Source organism: Natronolimnobius sp. AArcel1, assembly GCF_011043775.1.
Lineage (GTDB): Archaea > Halobacteriota > Halobacteria > Halobacteriales > Natrialbaceae > Natronolimnobius.
Map to the genome: position 1 here is coordinate 280,793 of NZ_JAAKXY010000001.1, position 17,520 is coordinate 298,312.

Here is a 17,520-nt window from a genome sequence, read left to right on the forward strand (position 1 = left end):
TCGCATGGTATGCGAGACCGCTGGTCTCGCACTCTTCGTGTGTCCGCGGTTCTCGCTCACTTCGTTCGCTCCGAACCGCACTCCCGTCGTGCGATCAGGTGCGCATTGACTTGCAGTGGCTACTATAACTACTGCTACCGATGCGTCAGCGAACCGCCCGCGATCCGCGATCCGCGAGCCAGCAAGTCCACTGGCTGTGGCAGTGCTGATGGCTGATAAAATCGCTTCGGCTCCGTTGATTCATGTGTCTCGAGCGTCCCTGGCTGTGGACGGCGAGCACACAGCTCGATTGCACCCCGTGATTCCCTCCCCACTGGTTGCATTCGCTCGGTAATTTGCGATAGCTATTCATGAACGTTGTGGTACTCGATACCGACCAAGATGATTCGGTAACCACAGCTGCAAATGTACCTTTTTCCGCCTCGGGATTCCTCGCTTCGCGAGGAACCGCTCGGCGCAAAAATCTACGCTAAAAAGGCCGCTCGCTCCCGATGGTCGCTCGCGGGTGCAGTGTTTGTGCTTAACCGCAGTGGTAATTGCACCGCCTATACTTGCCACCGGTTTCACGGATAATTCTGACTAAAGAAACGCACTATAGTACCAACTGAAACTGTTTACACACCAATCGCACAGCCCTCGTGCGATTGGGTGTGCACTGACTTTCAGTGGCTACTATACTAACTGCTATCCCTGTGCCCACTCGAGCATCCGCTTATAAACTGGCTCGCTCGCTAGCGCGGTCCCGTCGCCGACGAGTACGAGTGCGCGCTTTGGGCGCGTCAGCGCGACGTTGATCCGACGATAGTCCTCGAAAATCGGCCCCTCGAGCGTGCCCGTCGCGGTAAAGGAGACGATGATGACCTCCTGACTCGAGCCCTGGAATCGGTCAACAGTGTCGACCGCCACGTCCTCGGGGACGTGCTTCGAAATTTCGGATACCTGGGCACGGAACGGCGCGATAACGCCAATATCCGTGCGCTCGAGGCCAGCCGCTTCGTAGGTCTCGATCAACTCGGCGATACGGGCGGCCTCCGCGCTGTCGGTGTAGCGACTGCCGTCGCCCTCGACGTCGACGAACGTGACTGGATCGTGCAGAGAGTCGGGAAGGGCGTCTCGAGAGACACCCTCGAGATCGTCGAGCGTCCGGGCTGCAACCTCGGGTTCGGCTGGGCGCAACTGGCCGTCGTAGAACTCGCTCGAGGCGAAGGCCTGAATCCGCTGGTTCATGCGGTACTGGCGGTCGAGCATGACGCCCGCGTCGGGGTGCAAGTCGATGAGGCGTTCAAACAGCGACTCCGTGAGTTCGTTTTCGGCGCGGACGACGGGCGGCAGCTGCTCGTGGTCACCAACGAGGACGAACCGCTCGGCGAGATTGATCGCCGCGTGCGTGCCGGGTTCGGTTAGCTGGGCGGCCTCATCAACCAGCGCAACGTTGAACTGCTGTTCTTTCATGATGCGAGAACCACAGGTAGCCGTCGTCGCCGCGACGACCTGTGCGTTCTCGAGTTCAGCGAGACAATCTTCGGGTTCGCCCGACCGCTCTAAGCGATACGGTTGCATGTCGTCGCGAACGCCGCTTTCAGAGCCGACGCGGACGACGCGGTCCGACTCGAGATTGTCACCGAGTTGCTCGAGGACGGCCTCCAAGGCGTTGTCCACAGCCCGGTTCGTAAACGCCGACAGAAGGACTCGCTCCCCGCGTTCGACCATCGCGCGGATGGCTCGAGCGATGGTGTACGTCTTTCCGGTACCTGGTGGGCCGTGGATCAGCGCGCAATCGTTTGCGCCGACAGCCTTCGTGACGGCCTCGTTCTGGCGGTCGTTGTTGTCGATGAACGTCTCCTCGATGGAGTCAAACTCGGGCTCGGCACGGCCGAACAGCACGTCTTTCCGGCGTTCGTTGCCCTTCAACAGCGCGTCATGGAGCGCGGCGAGCAGCCGATCCGTGGTCAGTTCGGAGGGATAGACGTCCAGCCTCGAGACTTCGACCGGCTCGTCGGCGGTCAGTACGACCGCATCATCCAGTCGCTCGATCATCGCCAGTTCGGAGTTGCCACGGACTGGATGCCCGTCGCTCGCCAGCACGAGGTCGCCCTCGCGGAGCTTTGAGGTCGCGCCACCCTCGCGTGTCGCGCGTAGTTCCCAGCGCCCGCCCTCGAGTTCGGACATCTCGCTGAACTCGAGGTCGATCAGCGCGCGGTCGTCGTCGGCGCGTTCCTGGGCGTCTTGCTCCCAGAGTTTGGCGTACTCGCGGTGGACTTCGCGGCGTTCCTCCTCGATGGCGCGATAGAATCGGTCGAAGTACTCGCGTTCCTCCTCGGGGAGTGGCGTGCCGATCTGGCCGGCTTTTGACTCCTGGTTGAGCCGTCCGGAGACGACCATGCAGGTGTCTTGCTCGAAACAGTACTCGCACTTGGCTGAGCCTTCATAGCCCGTGGGGACGCCCTCGGTCATCTCCATCGCCGCAAGTTCGTTGCGCAATCGGACGACGAATTTGAGCAGTCCCTGGCCCATCGAGAAGTCCTTTGCCGGCGTGAGGTCGCCAGTTTCTTCGTTGCGATCCAGCGCGGAGTTTTTCGTATAGAGTAGCGTTCCCGTGTCGATGTCGCCACCGCGTTCTTCGAGCAGCAGGGCATAACAGGCCGCCTGCACCTTGTCCTTGAATCGGGGCTCCTTTTTGAGGTTCTTCCCAGTCTTGAGTTCGACCGGCGCGCCCCGTCGAATCGCGTCGGCTCGCCCGCGGATACCGAACGTCTCGCTGATGAGTAGTTGCTCAGACCGCCAGGAATCATCTTCAGTCAAACGCCCTTGCTCGAGCCAGCCCTCGATTGCGCCGGCGTTCTCGCGAACGTCCTCGGCGACGGCCTTGGGCGACTCACCGAGCAGGCCGAGTTGCAGACCGCGTTCCTCGACGCGCGCGTCGATGGACTCCTCGAGATCGCGCCCGCGAAGCAAGTCGCCGAAGACCTCGTGGACGAGCGTCCCTTTTACGACCGGATAGTTCAGCGGCACCCCGGATAGTTTGTTCAGGTAGTAGAGGCGCGGACACTCCACCCAGTTGCGGATCGAGGTCACGTTGACAAGAAAGCTCGGCTCGACGACGACGTAGGACTCGCCCGTCGTCTTGTAGCGCTGTTCGCCCTGATACTCGTCTTCCGCTACGTCCATGACCAGCAACTCCATCCCGGGCTCGAGCAGCTCGGCCGATTCGGTCCACTTGTTCCAGCACGTGACCGTGGTCGGCTCGTGTTCCTCGCCGTCGGCTGGGGCTGTCGAGGCGTGGACCGACTCGATATCGCTTGCGACCGTGTCGATCCGCAGCGGTACCTCGGCCAGATCGCTCTCGCCGTAACTCGTCGACACCGACCGCACCTCGACGTCGCCCGCGACGGTTCCGCGTATGTGCACGACTATGGCTCACGAACCGAGCCAGCAAAAACGCTACTGGTCGGCCGCCGCGCGAGCAGGCTGGTATTTCCTCTGTCCAACACGTTCGCGCCCAGCAAATCGTTCGACTGCGTCGGTCTGTGTAATCTCGTCTTACTCACCGTGATGGGCGGCCGATCACCGAAACGGTCGCCCTCGCTTTTGAGAACTCGAGGGCAAGCGGCGTCTATGAGTAACCCGTCCGACGACCGTCATCGGGAGACGGACACCGACGCTGATTCGAGACACGACGAGCAGACAGACACAGCGAGGGAGCCGTCCGATGAAGCGATGGTCTCCGACGTCGACTCGGAAACCGGCATCGGCGACAATCCCCAAATGGACGAACGCGACCCGGGAGATGATGGGACGCTGATCGCCTCGGAGGAGCGGCGTCGGAACACCCCGATCGTCAGCGCAATCGTCGCTGTTCTGGGCGCATGGGTTGCACTCTCCGTACTGGTCTATGACGTGAGCGGTGCGACACTCGGGAACAACGTCCTCGTCGGTGCAGTCGTGTTCGTCGCTGCGAGCTACAACTACTACCGCCTCGCGAACGATATTCCGCTAAGCGTTGGCGTTGCCTCGCTGGTCGCCGTCCTTGGCATCTGGCTCATCATCTCTGCCGCGCTGTTCGAGATGATCGGTGGCATGTTCTGGAGTACGCTCGCCACCGGCCTGCTCATCGCTGGCCTCTCCGGGTACAACGCCTATGAAGCCCGCGACGCACGAACCGTCACTGATGCAGAGCTTGAGAGCGGCTCCTAACACCCCTGTCCTTAGATCTCTGCCTCGAGTGTTCGAAGTCGATACTCGGCGGCGTGATGTCGGAGTGCAACGACAGCAAAGCCAAGAATGCCGACTGCAAAACAGAGCGCGACGACAGGTGAGACGCCGTTGACGTAGCTGTTGAGCACCTGTCCAATCGCGAGCACTAGTGGCCCAACTGTGAGGAGACACGTCGTCGCTGGCGTCGCACGAAACAGTTCAGCAATTGAGATAGGGTGGCGGGTAGACATGTCGAAATCGTCGGTTACGCGTTGTGTCGGGGGACCCATCGTATTCCTTTTGGTTCCTGCCCTGACTGGGCATCCTGGTTTTCGTCCGACCGATACGTTCATTCCGACTGCGTCCCAACCGCCGCTCATGCGGATTCGTGAGTGGCAGGACATACTCGAGGACGTCACTGACCGAGCTGTTGACGCCGAAGACTGGCGGGCAGTTGCCGGTGACCGCGCCGGTGGTGTCGGCGAAGACATGTATCTCGCACATCCTCGCGCAGGGGTCTTTTTCCTGAAAACGTACGCCAAAAATCCCTACGAGGTGCGCGGCGTCGGCACGCGCGTCGCCCGAAATTTGGACGACGAAATCGGCTCGTTCCTTCCGAATCAACAAGACGCCGGCGGCCGCTTTGCCGTCCAATCCCCACCGGAAGACGAGTCCCACGCCGACTCCATCTCGAAGCGACTGCAGACCGTCCTCGAGACCCATGCGGACGCCCCAACCCGGCCACAGGATCTCTTTGATGACGTCATGGATGCCCTCGAGAGCCCAGCGTTCGGGCCGATGGAGTACGATCAGTACGACCGCCCCGACGAACTCGAGAAGCTTGCCGAGCGATTCGAGGAGGCAGACGACCTGCTGAATGCGGAACTCGAGGATCTGATCGAAACGGACGAAGTCGATCGCGGCTTTATGTAGTGTGGGCATGCTGGCGACTGCGTCCGCTGGGTCTATACGAATCGCACCCGACGACTCACCAATGAGCGAGTCACCAGCGGCCGTCGTCCGCGCGTACTACGACGCGCTCCGGGCAGGCGAGACACTCGAGGACTATTTTCTCGAGGCCGAAACCGACGCAGAGAGTGCGGCAGACGACACAACGACGGTCAAGTTCGGCATCAGTGAGGCGCTGTTTGGCTACGACGCAGTCGCCGAGGCGCTTCAGGAACAGACGGCGACGACGGATTCGTGGTCACTCGAGAGTACCGATCTGGTCGTTAGTGAATACGACGGCGTTGCGACGTTCGCGGACGAAGTGGCGATGGCTTGGACGGACACCGAATGCGGCGACCGCAAGCGCTTCGAGACGCGCTGGAGCGGCACGTTGGTGCCTGCTGACTCGAGCGAGGACGCCGAGTCATACCCAGACTGGCGCTTCGTTTCGATGCACGTCAGCACCGCGGAGGCGCTATGAGCGACGAGCGCGGGCGGACGTTCGGTCAGAAACGCGAGCGCACTCAGGACACTCGAGAGCGCGATCGTGGCGGCCGGAATCGCCGGCGACGAGGCCGTCGCGGCGCGAGCGCACGCGATCCCGACATCACGGGCCGACGACAACTCGGTGCCGGATTCGTCGTCCTCGTCGGCCTTTCTGGAGGCCTCATGGCGATTCAGGGCGGCGCTCCGCTCGAGGTGATCGGTGCAGTGACGCTCGGAAGTTTCCTTCTCGGTGGCGGATTATTGTGGTATCTGTCCCGAATTATGGGATGACGACCTCAGCGCTCAACGCGGCGAATCCACGTCTCCGGCGCATCGAGTTCGTCGTGACTCGGCAGGTACTCCGGGCCCTCCCAGACCAGCGAGGCCGTCTCGAGGTCGCGTGCGGCAGCGATGTGTTCGAAGAAGTCCTTGCCGCGTTCGTACTGACGGCGCTTCAGACCGAGGCCGAGCAGGCGACGGAACAACTGCTGAAGCGGGCCACGACCCTGGCGTCGCTCGTCGAGTTTGCGCCGCAGATCCTCGTACTCGCCGTCGAAGGCGTGGTCCATCAGGAGTTCGGCGTATCCCTCGACGACGGTCATCGCCGCGTCGAGTTCGCGGAACGCTTTACGGTCGAACGAGCCGTGTGAGAGCGTCGCGATACCGTCTTCCATTCGTTGCTCAAGGTGTTCGGAAAGCCACGGGGCGGCCCCGAACTCGGCGGCGTGAGTCACTTCGTGGTAGGCGATCCAGCGCCGGAAGCGGTCGGAATCGACCGCGAGCGTGTCCGCCGCATTGAGAATATTCGGCTGGACGAAATACAGCGCATGATCGTCCTGTGGCGAGTCAGCGAGCAAGAGCGGATCGTACTGGCCGAGGACGTTTCGCCCGAGGAACGACAGGAGCACGGTCATGGTACCCGTGTTGACCGTGCGGGCGACGCCCGGGAACGCGCCAGTGTTGGCGTGGGTCTCGAGTGTGCGCATGATGCGCTCGAAGGTCGCGACGTTGGCGTCGATCCAGTGATGTCGGTTTTGGATCTCGACAGTCTCGGGAACGTCAAACTCGAGTCCAGAAACCTCGCGGACGCCGGCACGGGCGTCTCGAACGTCGCGTGCGTACGCCTCGCGCTCGGCTGCCGTCAGCGCGATCGAGCCGGGATCGGTTGCTGCTTTGGCCGCTTCTGCGGCCGACTCCCAGTCGATCGCATCGTCACCGGACGATTCGGCAACAGCCCGGACGCTGCGATAGAGATTCACGCGCTGAGGTACGGCAAGCGAACGCAAAAGGGTTCGGCTCGACACGGTCCGCTCGCGTGACCGATTAGTTAACGATAACGTCCGGCTGTTCCTCGTCGGCCTCAACTTCGGGCTCGTCCTCGCCACCACGGAACTTCTTCACGGCGACGCCGGCGACGACGAGGACTGTGAGCGCGACGACCGCGCCGAGTGCGCCCTTGCCGCTCGAGTCGTCGTCCTCGTCGAACTCCGACTCGAGGTCGGTTTCGGCTTCGAACTCGGTGTCGGTTTCTGTCTCCGTCTCGAGGTCGGTGTCGGCCTCCTCGTCGGCAGTATCCGCAGTGTCACCAAACGGCAGCGCGTCGGTGATCGTTCGTGGGCCAAACTGCGGATTCCCGTCCAGATGCAACTCGATGAGGGTGAAGTTCTTATCTCCCATAGCCGAACGGTCAACGACGCCCTACTTATCCGTTTGGTTGACTCCGATATCCTGATAGTCGCCCCTGTAGGGCCGATCAGGCGACTGCGACCGCCCAGCGCTGCCTCAGTATGGCTGTCCGCGATGAGGTGATCTTCCCAGTAGGCTTGCCCTGATCCCCTGTGCTGTGCACGGCGGACCGGTACGATTAAGTGTCCGTCACCTGCGGTCTTTCGTATGAGTGGACGACCGCTGGACGTCCTCGAGGCGTCACTCGGCGACCGGGTCATAGTACGACTCAAAAGTGGTGACGAGTACGACGGCGATCTCGCTGGCTACGATCAGCATATGAACCTCGTACTCGAGGACGTGACGATTGCGACGGATGCCGTTTCGGGGTCGGAATCGGCCGACGACGGCGAGTCGATCGAAGACACAACCATTATACGCGGCGATAACGTCGTTTCGATCACTCCATGACTGGTGCAGGAACCCCGAGCCAAGGAAAGAAGAACACGACGACCCACACGAAGTGTCGTCGCTGCGGAGAGAAATCCTACCATACGAAGAAGAAAGTCTGCTCGTCCTGTGGCTTTGGCAAATCTGCCAAGCGCCGCGACTACGAGTGGCAGTCGAAAACCGGCGACAACTAACTCTCGCCGATATCGGTACGCGTTCTTCTTCACTTTCAGTGCCTGAGCGTCGCGTCTCTCTCTCGAGATCGCGACCGAACGAAGCCGCCAGAACGCCTGAGATACTTGAATTCGGGCGTAACAAACGTTTATCCCCGTCTCGAGCCTACGTAGTAGTGACCACGCTACATCGGGGCAGGCGGTCGAGGGATACCCATGCTAACTGACGCACTTTCCTACCTAAACAACAGTGACGACGCCTGGAAGACGACCATACTCGGCGGAATCTTTCTCTTGTTTAGCTTCTTGCTTCTCCCCCTGTTTCTCGTCTGGGGCTACATCGTCCGCGTTGTCGACCGAACGGCACACGGCGACGAGGAGGCACCGACATTCGAGGAATGGGGCGAGCTGCTGGTCGACGGCGCAAAAGTGGGCCTCATTTTGCTCGCGTACGCGCTCGTCCCGGCCATCGTCGGGACGGTACTCGTCGGCGGAATTCTGCTCGTAACGGGCGGCGAACCCGGCGTCCTCGGCATCGGCGCACTGACGATCAGCGCGTTCTTGACGCTTGCCGTCGCCATCGCCGCAATGTATGTCGCGCCAGCGGGAATCGCGAACTTCGCCGGCGAGCGACGACTCAGCGCGGGGATCGACCTCGAGGCGCTGCGCCCAACGCTTCGAACCGGAACCTACGCGAGCGCCTGGCTGATCGCACTCGGCATCGTGATCGTCGGCGGGTTCGTCTCCGGAATCCTCGCATCCATTCCGTTCCTCGGAGCGCTGCTGGGTGCACTCGTCTCATTCTACGCGCTGGTCACAGCGTACTACGTGATCGGACACACCTGGGGCGAACTCCACCCCGTCACCCTCGAGCAAGGCGGCACCGAATCGACCGACGAACGACCCGCCGTTTGAACCGTTTTTTCAGTGGCCGACCGATGGACAGCCATTACTTTCAGGCCACAAACTGACCACTATGGAACTGGAGACGACTGACGCCTTCGTCGGCCTCGAGTGCGTCGACTGCGAAACGACGGTCGACGCCGACGAATCGCATACGTGCCCGGAGTGTGGGGGACGACTCGAGGCGCGCTACGACTACGACGCAATCGAACTGGATCGTGAGACGCTCGACTCGAGACCGTTCGACACCCAGTGGCGCTACGAGGAACTGCTGCCGTTTACCAGCGAGAGCGCAGTCTCGACGGATGAGGGAGCAACAGCGCTGGTCGAGTGCCCGGCGCTTGCGGACGAGTTGGGTGTCGAGCGTGTCTACATCAAAGACGAGGGACGGAACCCAACGGGGACGGTCGAAGATCGTGGCCAAAGCGTTGCCCTCACGGCGGCAAGCCAGCACGGCGCGACCGACGTTGCACTCGCGTCGACCGGCGATAGCGGCCAGTCTGCAGCCGCCTACGCGGGCCGCGCAGGCCTCGAGTCACACGTCTATCTCCCCTCGCGCTCGGGCTTTACGACCAAAGCGATGGTCAACGTCCACGGCGGCGACATGAACGTCGTCGGTGGGCGCTACGGTGATGCACTCGAGGCGGCTGCAGAGGGCCTTGCAGAACACGACGACTGGTACTCACTGCAGGCGTTCGAGACACCTTACCGCCACGAGGGCGCGAAAACGCTGCTGTACGAACTGATCGAACAACTCGAGTGGGAGGTGCCCGACGCGATCTGTTACCCGACTGGCAGCGGGGTCGGCCTCGCAGGTCTCTACAAGGGTGCAACGGAGTTCCAAAAACTGGGACTGATCGACGACGTGCCGCCGCTGTATGCAGTCCAACCAAGCGGCTGTGCACCCATCGTCGAGGCCCACGAGGCAGGCCAGGACGCCCACCAGCCCGAGGAAACCCCGGACACGATCTGTGGTGCACTCGAGATTCCAGACCCTGCAGGCGGCCCACAGGCGCTCGAGGCAATCCGCGAGAGCGGTGGCGGTGCCGTCACGAGTGACGATCCCAGTATTCTCGAGTCCGGTGTGCAGGTCGCCCAGCACGCGGGCCTCGAGATGGCACCGAGTTCGGCTGCGGCAGCCAGCGGGGCGTGGGAACTGGCCGAACAGGATGCCTTTGACGGCGACGAGACGGTTGTCATCTGCAACACAGGCACCGGGAACAAGGAGGCGGACGTGTTGCGCAGTCACCTGATGGGGCAAGGAATCTAATCGCGACTGTCAACACAGCTACTGCACCGACCGAATTGCACGAACGTTATTGTACACTGTATAGGACCCAATAATCGCAATTCCAGCCGGAATAAGCAGCCGAACGCGAGCGTCAGGGACGGTGAGATAGCCAGCGTAGAAGATACCAAGAATCATGGCTTTGAACAGCCCGAAGCGGACTGCCGACGGTGGTTTACCGAGTACAGCCCGTGGAATCGACTGCCCTTCCTCGAGGTCGTCATATCTGAGTCCACGAAGCGTCGTCACGAGGTCGCCAATGCCGTACAGGCCGATGGCCAGCGCCCAGAGCACGACCGCGAGTGGTGACGAGACGACCATGGTATGCCCGCTGTGCGGTCTCCGTCTCACTCGAGACGATAGCGAAGCAGCGCTGCGATGCCGCCGAGATTCGACAGCTGTTCGCCCGGTGGAAACTCACTCGAGAACACCGTCACGTCGCCGCCTTTCTGCTCCGTTGTCCGGACGAGGTCGTCGATGTCGAGCGCCCACTCGCCCTCGGGACCGCGCTCTTTTCGCAGGCGGTCGTCCAGAACGAGTAGGCGCTCGATGGCACCGAACTCGGCGGCCTGCTTCACCTGATCGGGGCCGTAAGCGGCTTTCGCGCCCTGTGCCATGCGCTTTGTGAGTTCGTCGATGTACTCGGCCTCGCTCTCGATACGCGTCTCCTGTTGGACATCCGCGACGGCTCCACGTTTCAGGACCTCGTGAACCCCGCGGTCGCCAACGGCTGCTGTATCGACCATCGTGAGCTTCTCGGCGACTTCGGGCTCGTTGTTCTCGATGTACTTCTTTGCGTCCTGTTTCGTAAAGCCAGGACCGGCGAGAATGATCGCGTCGGCGTCCTGGCGTTTGAGGACGTTGCCGAGTTCGGCGAACAGCTCGGAGCGCTCCCGGGCGAACTCGCCCTTGCCGGTCGGGCCGGTGATCGCCGCACGCTCCTCGGTGCCGTACTGGGCGACCGTGTGGACGTGTGCCTGGCCTTCTTCAACCGTCGCGATAGCCACGTCTGGATTCTCGGTGGCCTCTTCGGCCTCCTCGAGGCGGGCCTCCTGATCGGGCTTGAACCACTTCTCGATGGAGAGCTCCTCGCGCTCTTCGACGTTCAGGGTGTGATGAAAGCCGAGTTGATCCTCGCGCGAACAGGCGACGATCTCGCCGCCGACCCGGAGGCGGTTCGCGAACTTGTGAAAGTCGATATCGTCGACGGCGATGGCGACCCACATGTGCTCGCGCTCGCCACCCGTATCCCGCATCTGGTCGTCGTTGCGCTGAATCCGCCGGGTCGTATCGCCTGCGACGCGGTCGCCGGGCTCTAAGACGTACTGGAGGTGCCAGAGATCGTCGACGCTCTCAGGGACGACCGTCACCCGCTCGCGGCCGCCCTCGACCTGCTCCCGGTCTTTAATCTGCATATGCGCCGATTTGTGCGGCGGGGCTAAGTGGGCTGCGATCCCTCGAGTCCCTGCGTCTCGAGAGATGTCCTGGCGTCGTCTCCCGGTCTTGGCACTGTTAGGGACGAGTGGTATCCGCGGTGCGGCCTATGGTAGCATATGAAACTCGCACACGTCTCCACGCTCGAGTCATTCGGCTCCCGGTCGCTCGTCATCCACGGCGTCATGGTGCTTGCGTTCGTTAACGCCGTCCTCGCCGGATTGTTCGTCGGCGGCCAACTCGGCCTTGTCTCGTTCGTCGCGCTGCTCAACTTCACCGCCGGGCTGTGGGTCGCCCACTCGGTTCACTCGCTTGGCAACGCCACGACTGGCGAGTACAGCGGCGTCCTGAACGAACTGGCCGACCGCACCGAACGCGGCGGCGGACAGTGGCTCGGAATCGGCCGCTTCGGTCGCCTGCTCGCGCTCATCGCAGCGGTGACCGCCACCGCGCTGTTGACCGCCGCACAGGTCCTTCCCGGCGCGCTACTCCCCGTCGCAACCGTCGCCGTCGGAATCATCGCGCTTGTAACTGCCATCGTGGGCTTTCTCATCGCCCTCAGCGCCTCCTACGACGACAGCCAACAGCGCTGGGACGACCGTATCGCACACGCCGACGCGGACTCGCGCGAACTCGAGGGCTGATCGGCTCCGCCCGCTTAGCAGCACCATCGACGCCGACGAATCGAGAGGTTCAAATTGCCGAAGTAGCGACGGAGAGGTGTGACCGTCCGTTTCAGCGCCTGCCGATTCGATCCTGATCGACTCGTCTTTTCCTCGGTCGCGCCAGCGAAGCGTCCGACAAGAGACCGGACTCGAGTGCGAGCATGATCCGTGAGCGCGTGCCGTCGCTGTCGGGTCGACTCGGCGTCTTTCTCTCGATTTGTCTGCTCTCGTTTCTCGTCAACGGCGTCCGTATCGCCTTTGCGCCCCTGGTTGACGTCTTCATTCAGATGGGGATCAACCCGGCGACGGCTGGGCTGGCGGCAACGGCCGTCTGGGTTGGCAGCGCGCTCTCGAGGTTGCCGACGGGCTATCTGCTGACCTACGTAAGTCGCCAGCGGACGATCCTCGCGATGGGGCTTTTTCTCTCGATTACGTCGGCGTTCACCGCCATCTCGCCGGACATCCGCTACACAATCGTCGGCGCATTTCTGGTCGGACTCGCGACAGGTGTTTTCTACATTGCCGCGAACCCGCTCGTGAGCGAACTTTACCCCGAGCGCGTCGGGTTGGCGGTCGGCATCCGCGGGATGTTCTCGCAACTGGCAGCTGTCAGCGTGCCGTTTCTGGTCTCACTCGCGATCATCCTCGGCACGTGGCGACTCGTCTTCGGCGCGATTGCCGTCGGTGCGTTCGTCGTCACGATGGTCTTCCGGGTTGCGGTGACGAACGCTGACATGCCAACCGCCGGCGCTGACGACCGCGACTTTCTGGGTGCGATTCGGCGGCAGTGGCGATTGATCGCCGTCGGCATCATCTTCGTCGGCTTCGCGGGCTTCGTCTGGCAGGGCGTGTTCAACTTCTACGTCACCTATCTCGGTGTGGCGAAAGATATTCCGTCTGGACAGGCCACGACGCTACTGACCGTGATGTTCGCTGCCGGCGTTCCCTCGTTCGTCATCGCCGGCCGACTCGCAGATCGGTTCTCCTATCTCCCCGTGCTATTCGCGACGCTTGTCGGCTTTGTCGTCACGCTGCTCGCGCTTACCATGGTCGAGGGCTTCATCGCAATCGCGCTCGTCTCGGTCGCGATGGGACTGATCGTTCACTGCCTGTTCCCAGTCGCCGACGCCTACCTGCTCGATACCCTGCCCGACGAAAATCGCGCCAGCGCCTACTCCGGGTTCAGCGCAACTATGATGCTCATGCAAGCCCCCGGCAGCGTCGCCGTCGGCCTGCTCGCACAGGCTGGCCTCGGCTACACCCGCGTCTTCCAGGGCTACGCCATCTTCGTCGCCATTATTGTGCTTGTAATGGGCGCACTCGCCAACGCTGACCGGCTCCCCCAGGGCAACACCACGTAGCGATACCGTCAACCCTGCTGGCGTCGCTCACTCCCGAAGTTCCTCGAGTTTGTCCTTCGCCTTGTCGACTGTCGTGTCAAAGGTGTCCTCGAGTTCCTCGACGGAGCGTTCGACGTAGTGGACGCGACCGTGGGGAACCCGTCGGATGATGTCGTTTCTCGTCGTCGACATCGTAGGCGAACAGCCAGTGCTGTTGGAAGAAGGCGATGTGTTCGTTGTCGACGGTGACCTCGTCGATCTCGCCGTCGGGCGTCTCGTAGACAATTTTTGCGGTGCCGAGTTCTGCGTCCGTCATACGAAAGCATCAGCAGCCCCGCCCGTGTGCGCTTGCCCTGTTGGTGCAGGCGAGGACGAAGTTGAAGACCGAGGCCCAGCCGCCGACTCTATATACGTCTCGCGGAAAGCAGACCACAACCTATGCAGACGACGCTGTGCGGACCCGACTGGACGCGCGTCGATGAGGTCGCGGTTCGCGGCCGGGCGTTCGCCGACGGACGATTGCTCCAAGGTGAAGCGCTGGCAACGTACCTTCTGGACGCCGTCGAAACCGCACCCGCCGCGGACCCACTCGAGGCCGTCGCGGAGGCCGCCGCCGAACTCGAGGGCTTTTACGCTGCCGTGGTCTCGACTGACGAAAGCACGACGCTCATCGCCGACGGCGCACGCTCGATCCCGCTGTACTACGACGTGGACAGCCGCGTCGTCTCCGACCGCGGCCGCGTCGTCCGCGACACGACTAACGCCGACCGAAACCCCGTCACCGAGAGCGAGTTCTTGCTCACGCGGTACGTGACCGGACCGGAGACGATCTGGTGCGGCGTTCGTGCCGTCCAACCCGGCGAAGTCGTGCGACTCGAGGACGGAACCGTGCGGCGACAGACATACCGCGAGTACTGGCCGGACGGCTCGCTCGAGAATGGCGACGATAGGACCGAACGAGCGAACGGAACCGATCACGCCACACGACTCGAGGCGGCACTCGAGATTGCCCTCGACCGACTGGAGCGTGTCGCCGGAGATCGGCCGATTGTCCTGTCGCTATCAGGTGGGTACGACTCGCGCCTGCTCGCTGCGTCGCTCGTCGAGCGCGGCCGCGAGGTGATCGGGTTCACGTTCGGCCGTTCGGGCCACCCCGACGTGGAGATGAGCCGCGAGGTGGCCTCGAGACTTGGCATTCGCTGGGAGTTCGTCCCCTACGACGAGGCGCTGTGGGCGGAATGGTATCACGGCGAGGTAGGCCAGCAGTACCGCACGCAGGCATTCGGCGGCGACGCGCTCCCGTTTCTCGCTGAATGGCCCGCACTTCGGCTGTTGCTCGAGGATGAGCGACTTCCAACGGACGCGCTGTACTGTCCCGGCCACACCGTCGCGACGCCGAGCGAGCGGCTGCCGGTCTTTGCGGGCGAGTCACGAGGCGACGACTCCGCTACTGGGGCTGTCGGGTGCGGTTCTGGTGACGAGGGCAGCGAGGCCGTCACCCCCTCGCTCGAGGGACTCCTCGAGTACATCCTCGAGATCCATTACAGCCTGTGGGGGTGGGACGACGATGCGTTTCGCGCCGCCGCGCGCGAGCGAATCCGACGCGGACTACTCGGCGAGCGCGACTCGGCGATGATCGACGGCCCCGCGAGCGCCGCCGCAGCCTACGAGCGCTGGGAGTGGCGCGGGCGAATGTCGACGTTCACCAACGGCGATCTGCGGACCTACGAGAACGCCGACGTCGACTGGTGGCTCCCGCTGTGGGATCCGGCTTACGTCCGCGCGTGGCAGCAGGTGCCACTCGAGCACCGACGCGAAAAGCGCGCCCATGCGAATCTTGCCGTGGACCGGTATCGTACAGTCGCCGACGTACCGACCGACCGGGCTTCAATCACGGATCGAACGCTCTCACCGGTTGACCGACACCTCGCGCTGGTTCGCCACACGCCGGCGCAACAGTTCACCGAACGTGGGGGCGAGTGGGACCCACCGTATCTCGCGCCGCGGGAGGCGTGGAGCGAGCCAGGCCAGCACCCGCTGGCGTGGGACGGCGCGGTTGACAACGCCTTACTCGAGCGACTGCCGACGGAGCGGGGGTTCTACGCGCTTCGGACGCTGGCCGAAACGGGACGATTGGATCTCTCCGACGGTGAAAGCACCACCCCGGACTCTCAGTTGTCGCTGCCGACAGACGACCCGAGCGACTCGAGTACCGAGCCGTCGTGACTTCCAGTTGAAAGATCTGCGAAGCGCGAGCCTTACGTACCACCGGGTGCGACCACGGAGTGATGAGACGACGCACGTTTCTTACGTCCGGGACGGCGATTGCGACAGCCGGCCTCGCTGGCTGTTCTGCAGTCGATATCGACGGCGGCGATGGTGATGACAACGGTAACGGGAACGGCAACGGCGGAACCACCGGTTCCGTCGACGAAGACGAGGTACTGACCGTCGGCACCTACTCCTCGTTCGTCGACGCGCCCAGTGACAGTCCGGGCGAGTGGATCAAAGACGAATTCGAGGATCGCCACGACGTCGAACTCGAGTGGCAGTTCCCCGACCAGGAACTGAACTACTACGCCGAACGTCACAATGACGGACAGGACATCGAAGCCGAACTCTACGTCGGTGTCCGACCACAAAACCTCGTTCGGGTCGACGAGCGCGTTGACGGCGACCTGTTCGCGACGACCGACGAGAGCGCACTCTCGAACGCTGCGGACATCGGCGACGAGTACTACTTCGACCCACACGACCGCGCAGTCCCGGTCTTTCGCAGTCACAGTGGCATCGTCTACGACGGCCGGAACATCGAGGGTCCCGAGACGTTCGATGACCTCCTTGATGACCGCTACGAGGGCCAGATCGCGCTCTCGAGCCCCCACGACTCGACGACAGGGCTGCTCTTCTTCCTCTGGACGATCGACCACTTCGGCGAGGACGATTATCTCGACTACTGGTCGGACCTGGTCGACAACGACGTTCGGGTCCTCAACGCATGGGCCGACGTCTACACCCAGTTCGAAGAAGAAGACGTGCCAGTCGTTGTCTCCTACACGAACGACCGGGTCTACGCATACCGGGGCGACAACGACATGGAGAAACACCAGGTTTCGACGCTTCATGACCAAGGCTACGCCAACATGGCCGGGATGGCCCGCTTCGCCGACGGCACCGACGACGACCTGGCCCACCAGTTCATGGACTTCATCCTCGAGCCCGAAGTTCAGGGCGTCATCGCCGAGCGCAACGTCACCGGTCCCGTCAACGAGGCAACCGAACTTCCCGAAGCCTACGCCGAGTACGCTATCGAGCCCGAGGAGACCGTCTTCTTCGGCTACGACGAACTCGAGGGCAACCTTTCGGGATGGCTCGACGAGTGGGAGCGCGAAGTCGTTGGAAGCAGCTAACGCCGGAGTCGGCACCACCAACGGACTTACTCACGTGTCTCACAAACCAACTCCAGCCGCTCGAGTACCCGGTGCGAGCGAGACGCATCGCTCACGTCGTCGACGTTACCCGCTCAAAATGAATCGCCGGCGAACTCGCTGGAGCCGTCCTTACTCCCCTGTGCTTCGGGCTTCCCGCCCGAGTTCGGACTCGACGGTGTCGATTTTGTCGCCGGCAGCCATTTCGACCTCGCGTTTCTCCTCGACCTGGACCAGTGTCTGGATCTCGGCAGTCCCGACGGCCTCGTGGGCCGACGCACACGCCGCGAACAGTTCGTGGACGTCCTCGGCCTCGAGGATGGTCGCCATGGGCGTCGTCTGGTACTCGACGTCGTGCTCTTCGAGGGCGTCGATCGCGGCAGCGACGTCTTCGGTGATATCGTCCTCAGTGACTGGCGTCACGCGCAGTAGTGCAAACACGCTCATACCACCGGGTTGTTCCGACCGACCCATAGTCGTTGGGTTCGACGGTGTCGCCGCTGGCGACCAGCTGAAATCGACCGACTCGAAGATGGGGAGCCAGTT

The 17,520-nt window shown here is 62.7% G+C and carries 19 protein-coding genes and 1 pseudogene; 12 read left to right on the top strand and 8 right to left on the bottom strand.

Going from position 1 to position 17,520, the window contains the following annotated elements; all coding sequences use genetic code 11:
• Positions 1-684: 684 nt before the first annotated feature.
• Entirely contained in the window at positions 685-3,408 is a 2,724-nt protein-coding gene (locus G6M89_RS01390) for an AAA domain-containing protein (protein ID WP_165160013.1), read from the bottom strand.
• A 207-nt stretch (positions 3,409-3,615) separates the two neighbouring features.
• Between G6M89_RS01390 and G6M89_RS01395 the strand changes: the two genes are divergently transcribed.
• Positions 3,616-4,194 (top strand): hypothetical protein, encoded by a 579-nt coding sequence (locus G6M89_RS01395; protein ID WP_165160014.1) that lies wholly within the window; start codon positions 3,616-3,618, stop codon positions 4,192-4,194.
• A gap of 11 nt (positions 4,195-4,205) precedes the next feature.
• Here the strand turns inward: G6M89_RS01395 and G6M89_RS01400 are convergent, their stop codons facing one another.
• Positions 4,206-4,445, bottom strand: coding sequence for a hypothetical protein (locus G6M89_RS01400; RefSeq protein WP_165160015.1), 240 nt, complete (start codon positions 4,443-4,445; stop codon positions 4,206-4,208).
• Positions 4,446-4,572: 127 nt separating this feature from the next.
• Here G6M89_RS01400 and G6M89_RS01405 point away from each other — a divergent pair, with 127 nt between their 5' ends.
• The 3 genes from G6M89_RS01405 (at position 4,573) to G6M89_RS01415 (ending at position 5,919) form a co-directional block, all read left to right on the top strand.
• Positions 4,573-5,127 (top strand): hypothetical protein, encoded by a 555-nt coding sequence (locus tag G6M89_RS01405; protein WP_165160016.1) that lies wholly within the window; start codon positions 4,573-4,575, stop codon positions 5,125-5,127.
• A 61-nt stretch (positions 5,128-5,188) separates the two neighbouring features.
• A complete protein-coding gene (locus tag G6M89_RS01410; protein ID WP_165160017.1) occupies positions 5,189-5,623 on the top strand; it encodes a nuclear transport factor 2 family protein in 435 nt (144 codons plus the stop codon).
• Complete coding sequence (locus G6M89_RS01415) at positions 5,620-5,919, top strand: hypothetical protein (RefSeq protein ID WP_165159607.1); 300 nt, start codon at positions 5,620-5,622, stop codon at positions 5,917-5,919. The genes G6M89_RS01410 and G6M89_RS01415 overlap by 4 nt, the downstream gene beginning before the upstream one ends.
• Positions 5,920-5,924: 5 nt before the next feature.
• Here the strand turns inward: G6M89_RS01415 and G6M89_RS01420 are convergent, their stop codons facing one another.
• Both G6M89_RS01420 and G6M89_RS01425 read right to left on the bottom strand, forming a co-directional pair.
• Positions 5,925-6,887 (bottom strand): zinc-dependent metalloprotease, encoded by a 963-nt coding sequence (locus G6M89_RS01420; protein ID WP_165160018.1) that lies wholly within the window; start codon positions 6,885-6,887, stop codon positions 5,925-5,927.
• 64 nt (positions 6,888-6,951) lie between these two features.
• The gene (locus G6M89_RS01425) at positions 6,952-7,305 is read right to left on the bottom strand and encodes a hypothetical protein (RefSeq protein WP_165160019.1); all 354 of its coding nucleotides are present in this window, start codon (positions 7,303-7,305) and stop codon (positions 6,952-6,954) included.
• A 216-nt stretch (positions 7,306-7,521) separates the two neighbouring features.
• Here G6M89_RS01425 and G6M89_RS01430 point away from each other — a divergent pair, with 216 nt between their 5' ends.
• From G6M89_RS01430 to G6M89_RS01445, 4 genes are all read left to right on the top strand, one after another.
• Positions 7,522-7,764, top strand: coding sequence for an LSM domain-containing protein (locus tag G6M89_RS01430; RefSeq protein ID WP_165160020.1), 243 nt, complete (start codon positions 7,522-7,524; stop codon positions 7,762-7,764).
• Entirely contained in the window at positions 7,761-7,937 is a 177-nt protein-coding gene (locus tag G6M89_RS01435; RefSeq protein WP_165160021.1) for a 50S ribosomal protein L37e, read from the top strand. The genes G6M89_RS01430 and G6M89_RS01435 overlap by 4 nt, the downstream gene beginning before the upstream one ends.
• A 195-nt stretch (positions 7,938-8,132) precedes the next feature.
• Positions 8,133-8,831, top strand: coding sequence for a DUF4013 domain-containing protein (locus tag G6M89_RS01440; protein WP_165160022.1), 699 nt, complete (start codon positions 8,133-8,135; stop codon positions 8,829-8,831).
• A 67-nt stretch (positions 8,832-8,898) separates the two neighbouring features.
• Entirely contained in the window at positions 8,899-10,089 is a 1,191-nt protein-coding gene (locus G6M89_RS01445; RefSeq protein ID WP_165160506.1) for a threonine synthase, read from the top strand.
• 18 nt (positions 10,090-10,107) lie between these two features.
• On the opposite strand, the gene G6M89_RS01450 is transcribed toward G6M89_RS01445, so the two are convergent.
• Positions 10,108-10,428 (bottom strand): hypothetical protein, encoded by a 321-nt coding sequence (locus G6M89_RS01450; RefSeq protein WP_165160023.1) that lies wholly within the window; start codon positions 10,426-10,428, stop codon positions 10,108-10,110.
• Positions 10,429-10,454: 26 nt separating this feature from the next.
• Positions 10,455-11,522, bottom strand: a complete 1,068-nt coding sequence (locus tag G6M89_RS01455) for an mRNA surveillance protein pelota (RefSeq protein WP_165160024.1) — start codon at positions 11,520-11,522, stop codon at positions 10,455-10,457.
• 138 nt (positions 11,523-11,660) lie between these two features.
• On the opposite strand from G6M89_RS01455, the gene G6M89_RS01460 reads away from it, so the two are divergent.
• Both G6M89_RS01460 and G6M89_RS01465 read left to right on the top strand, forming a co-directional pair.
• The gene (locus tag G6M89_RS01460; protein ID WP_165160025.1) at positions 11,661-12,185 is read left to right on the top strand and encodes a hypothetical protein; all 525 of its coding nucleotides are present in this window, start codon (positions 11,661-11,663) and stop codon (positions 12,183-12,185) included.
• 182 nt (positions 12,186-12,367) lie between these two features.
• Positions 12,368-13,567, top strand: coding sequence for an MFS transporter (locus G6M89_RS01465; RefSeq protein ID WP_165160026.1), 1,200 nt, complete (start codon positions 12,368-12,370; stop codon positions 13,565-13,567).
• Between the two features lie 27 nt (positions 13,568-13,594).
• Here the strand turns inward: G6M89_RS01465 and G6M89_RS01470 are convergent.
• A pseudogene (locus G6M89_RS01470) lies at positions 13,595-13,862 on the bottom strand (hypothetical protein).
• Between the two features lie 122 nt (positions 13,863-13,984).
• Between G6M89_RS01470 and G6M89_RS01475 the strand changes: the two are divergent.
• Both G6M89_RS01475 and G6M89_RS01480 read left to right on the top strand, forming a co-directional pair.
• Complete coding sequence (locus G6M89_RS01475; protein WP_165160027.1) at positions 13,985-15,772, top strand: asparagine synthase-related protein; 1,788 nt, start codon at positions 13,985-13,987, stop codon at positions 15,770-15,772.
• A 62-nt stretch (positions 15,773-15,834) separates the two neighbouring features.
• A complete protein-coding gene (locus G6M89_RS01480; RefSeq protein WP_165160028.1) occupies positions 15,835-16,956 on the top strand; it encodes a thiamine ABC transporter substrate binding subunit in 1,122 nt (373 codons plus the stop codon).
• A gap of 150 nt (positions 16,957-17,106) precedes the next feature.
• On the opposite strand, the gene G6M89_RS01485 is transcribed toward G6M89_RS01480, so the two are convergent.
• Positions 17,107-17,421: a thiamine-binding protein gene (locus tag G6M89_RS01485; RefSeq protein WP_165160029.1), complete on the bottom strand. Its 315-nt coding sequence runs from the start codon at positions 17,419-17,421 to the stop codon at positions 17,107-17,109.
• Positions 17,422-17,520: the final 99 nt, after the last annotated feature.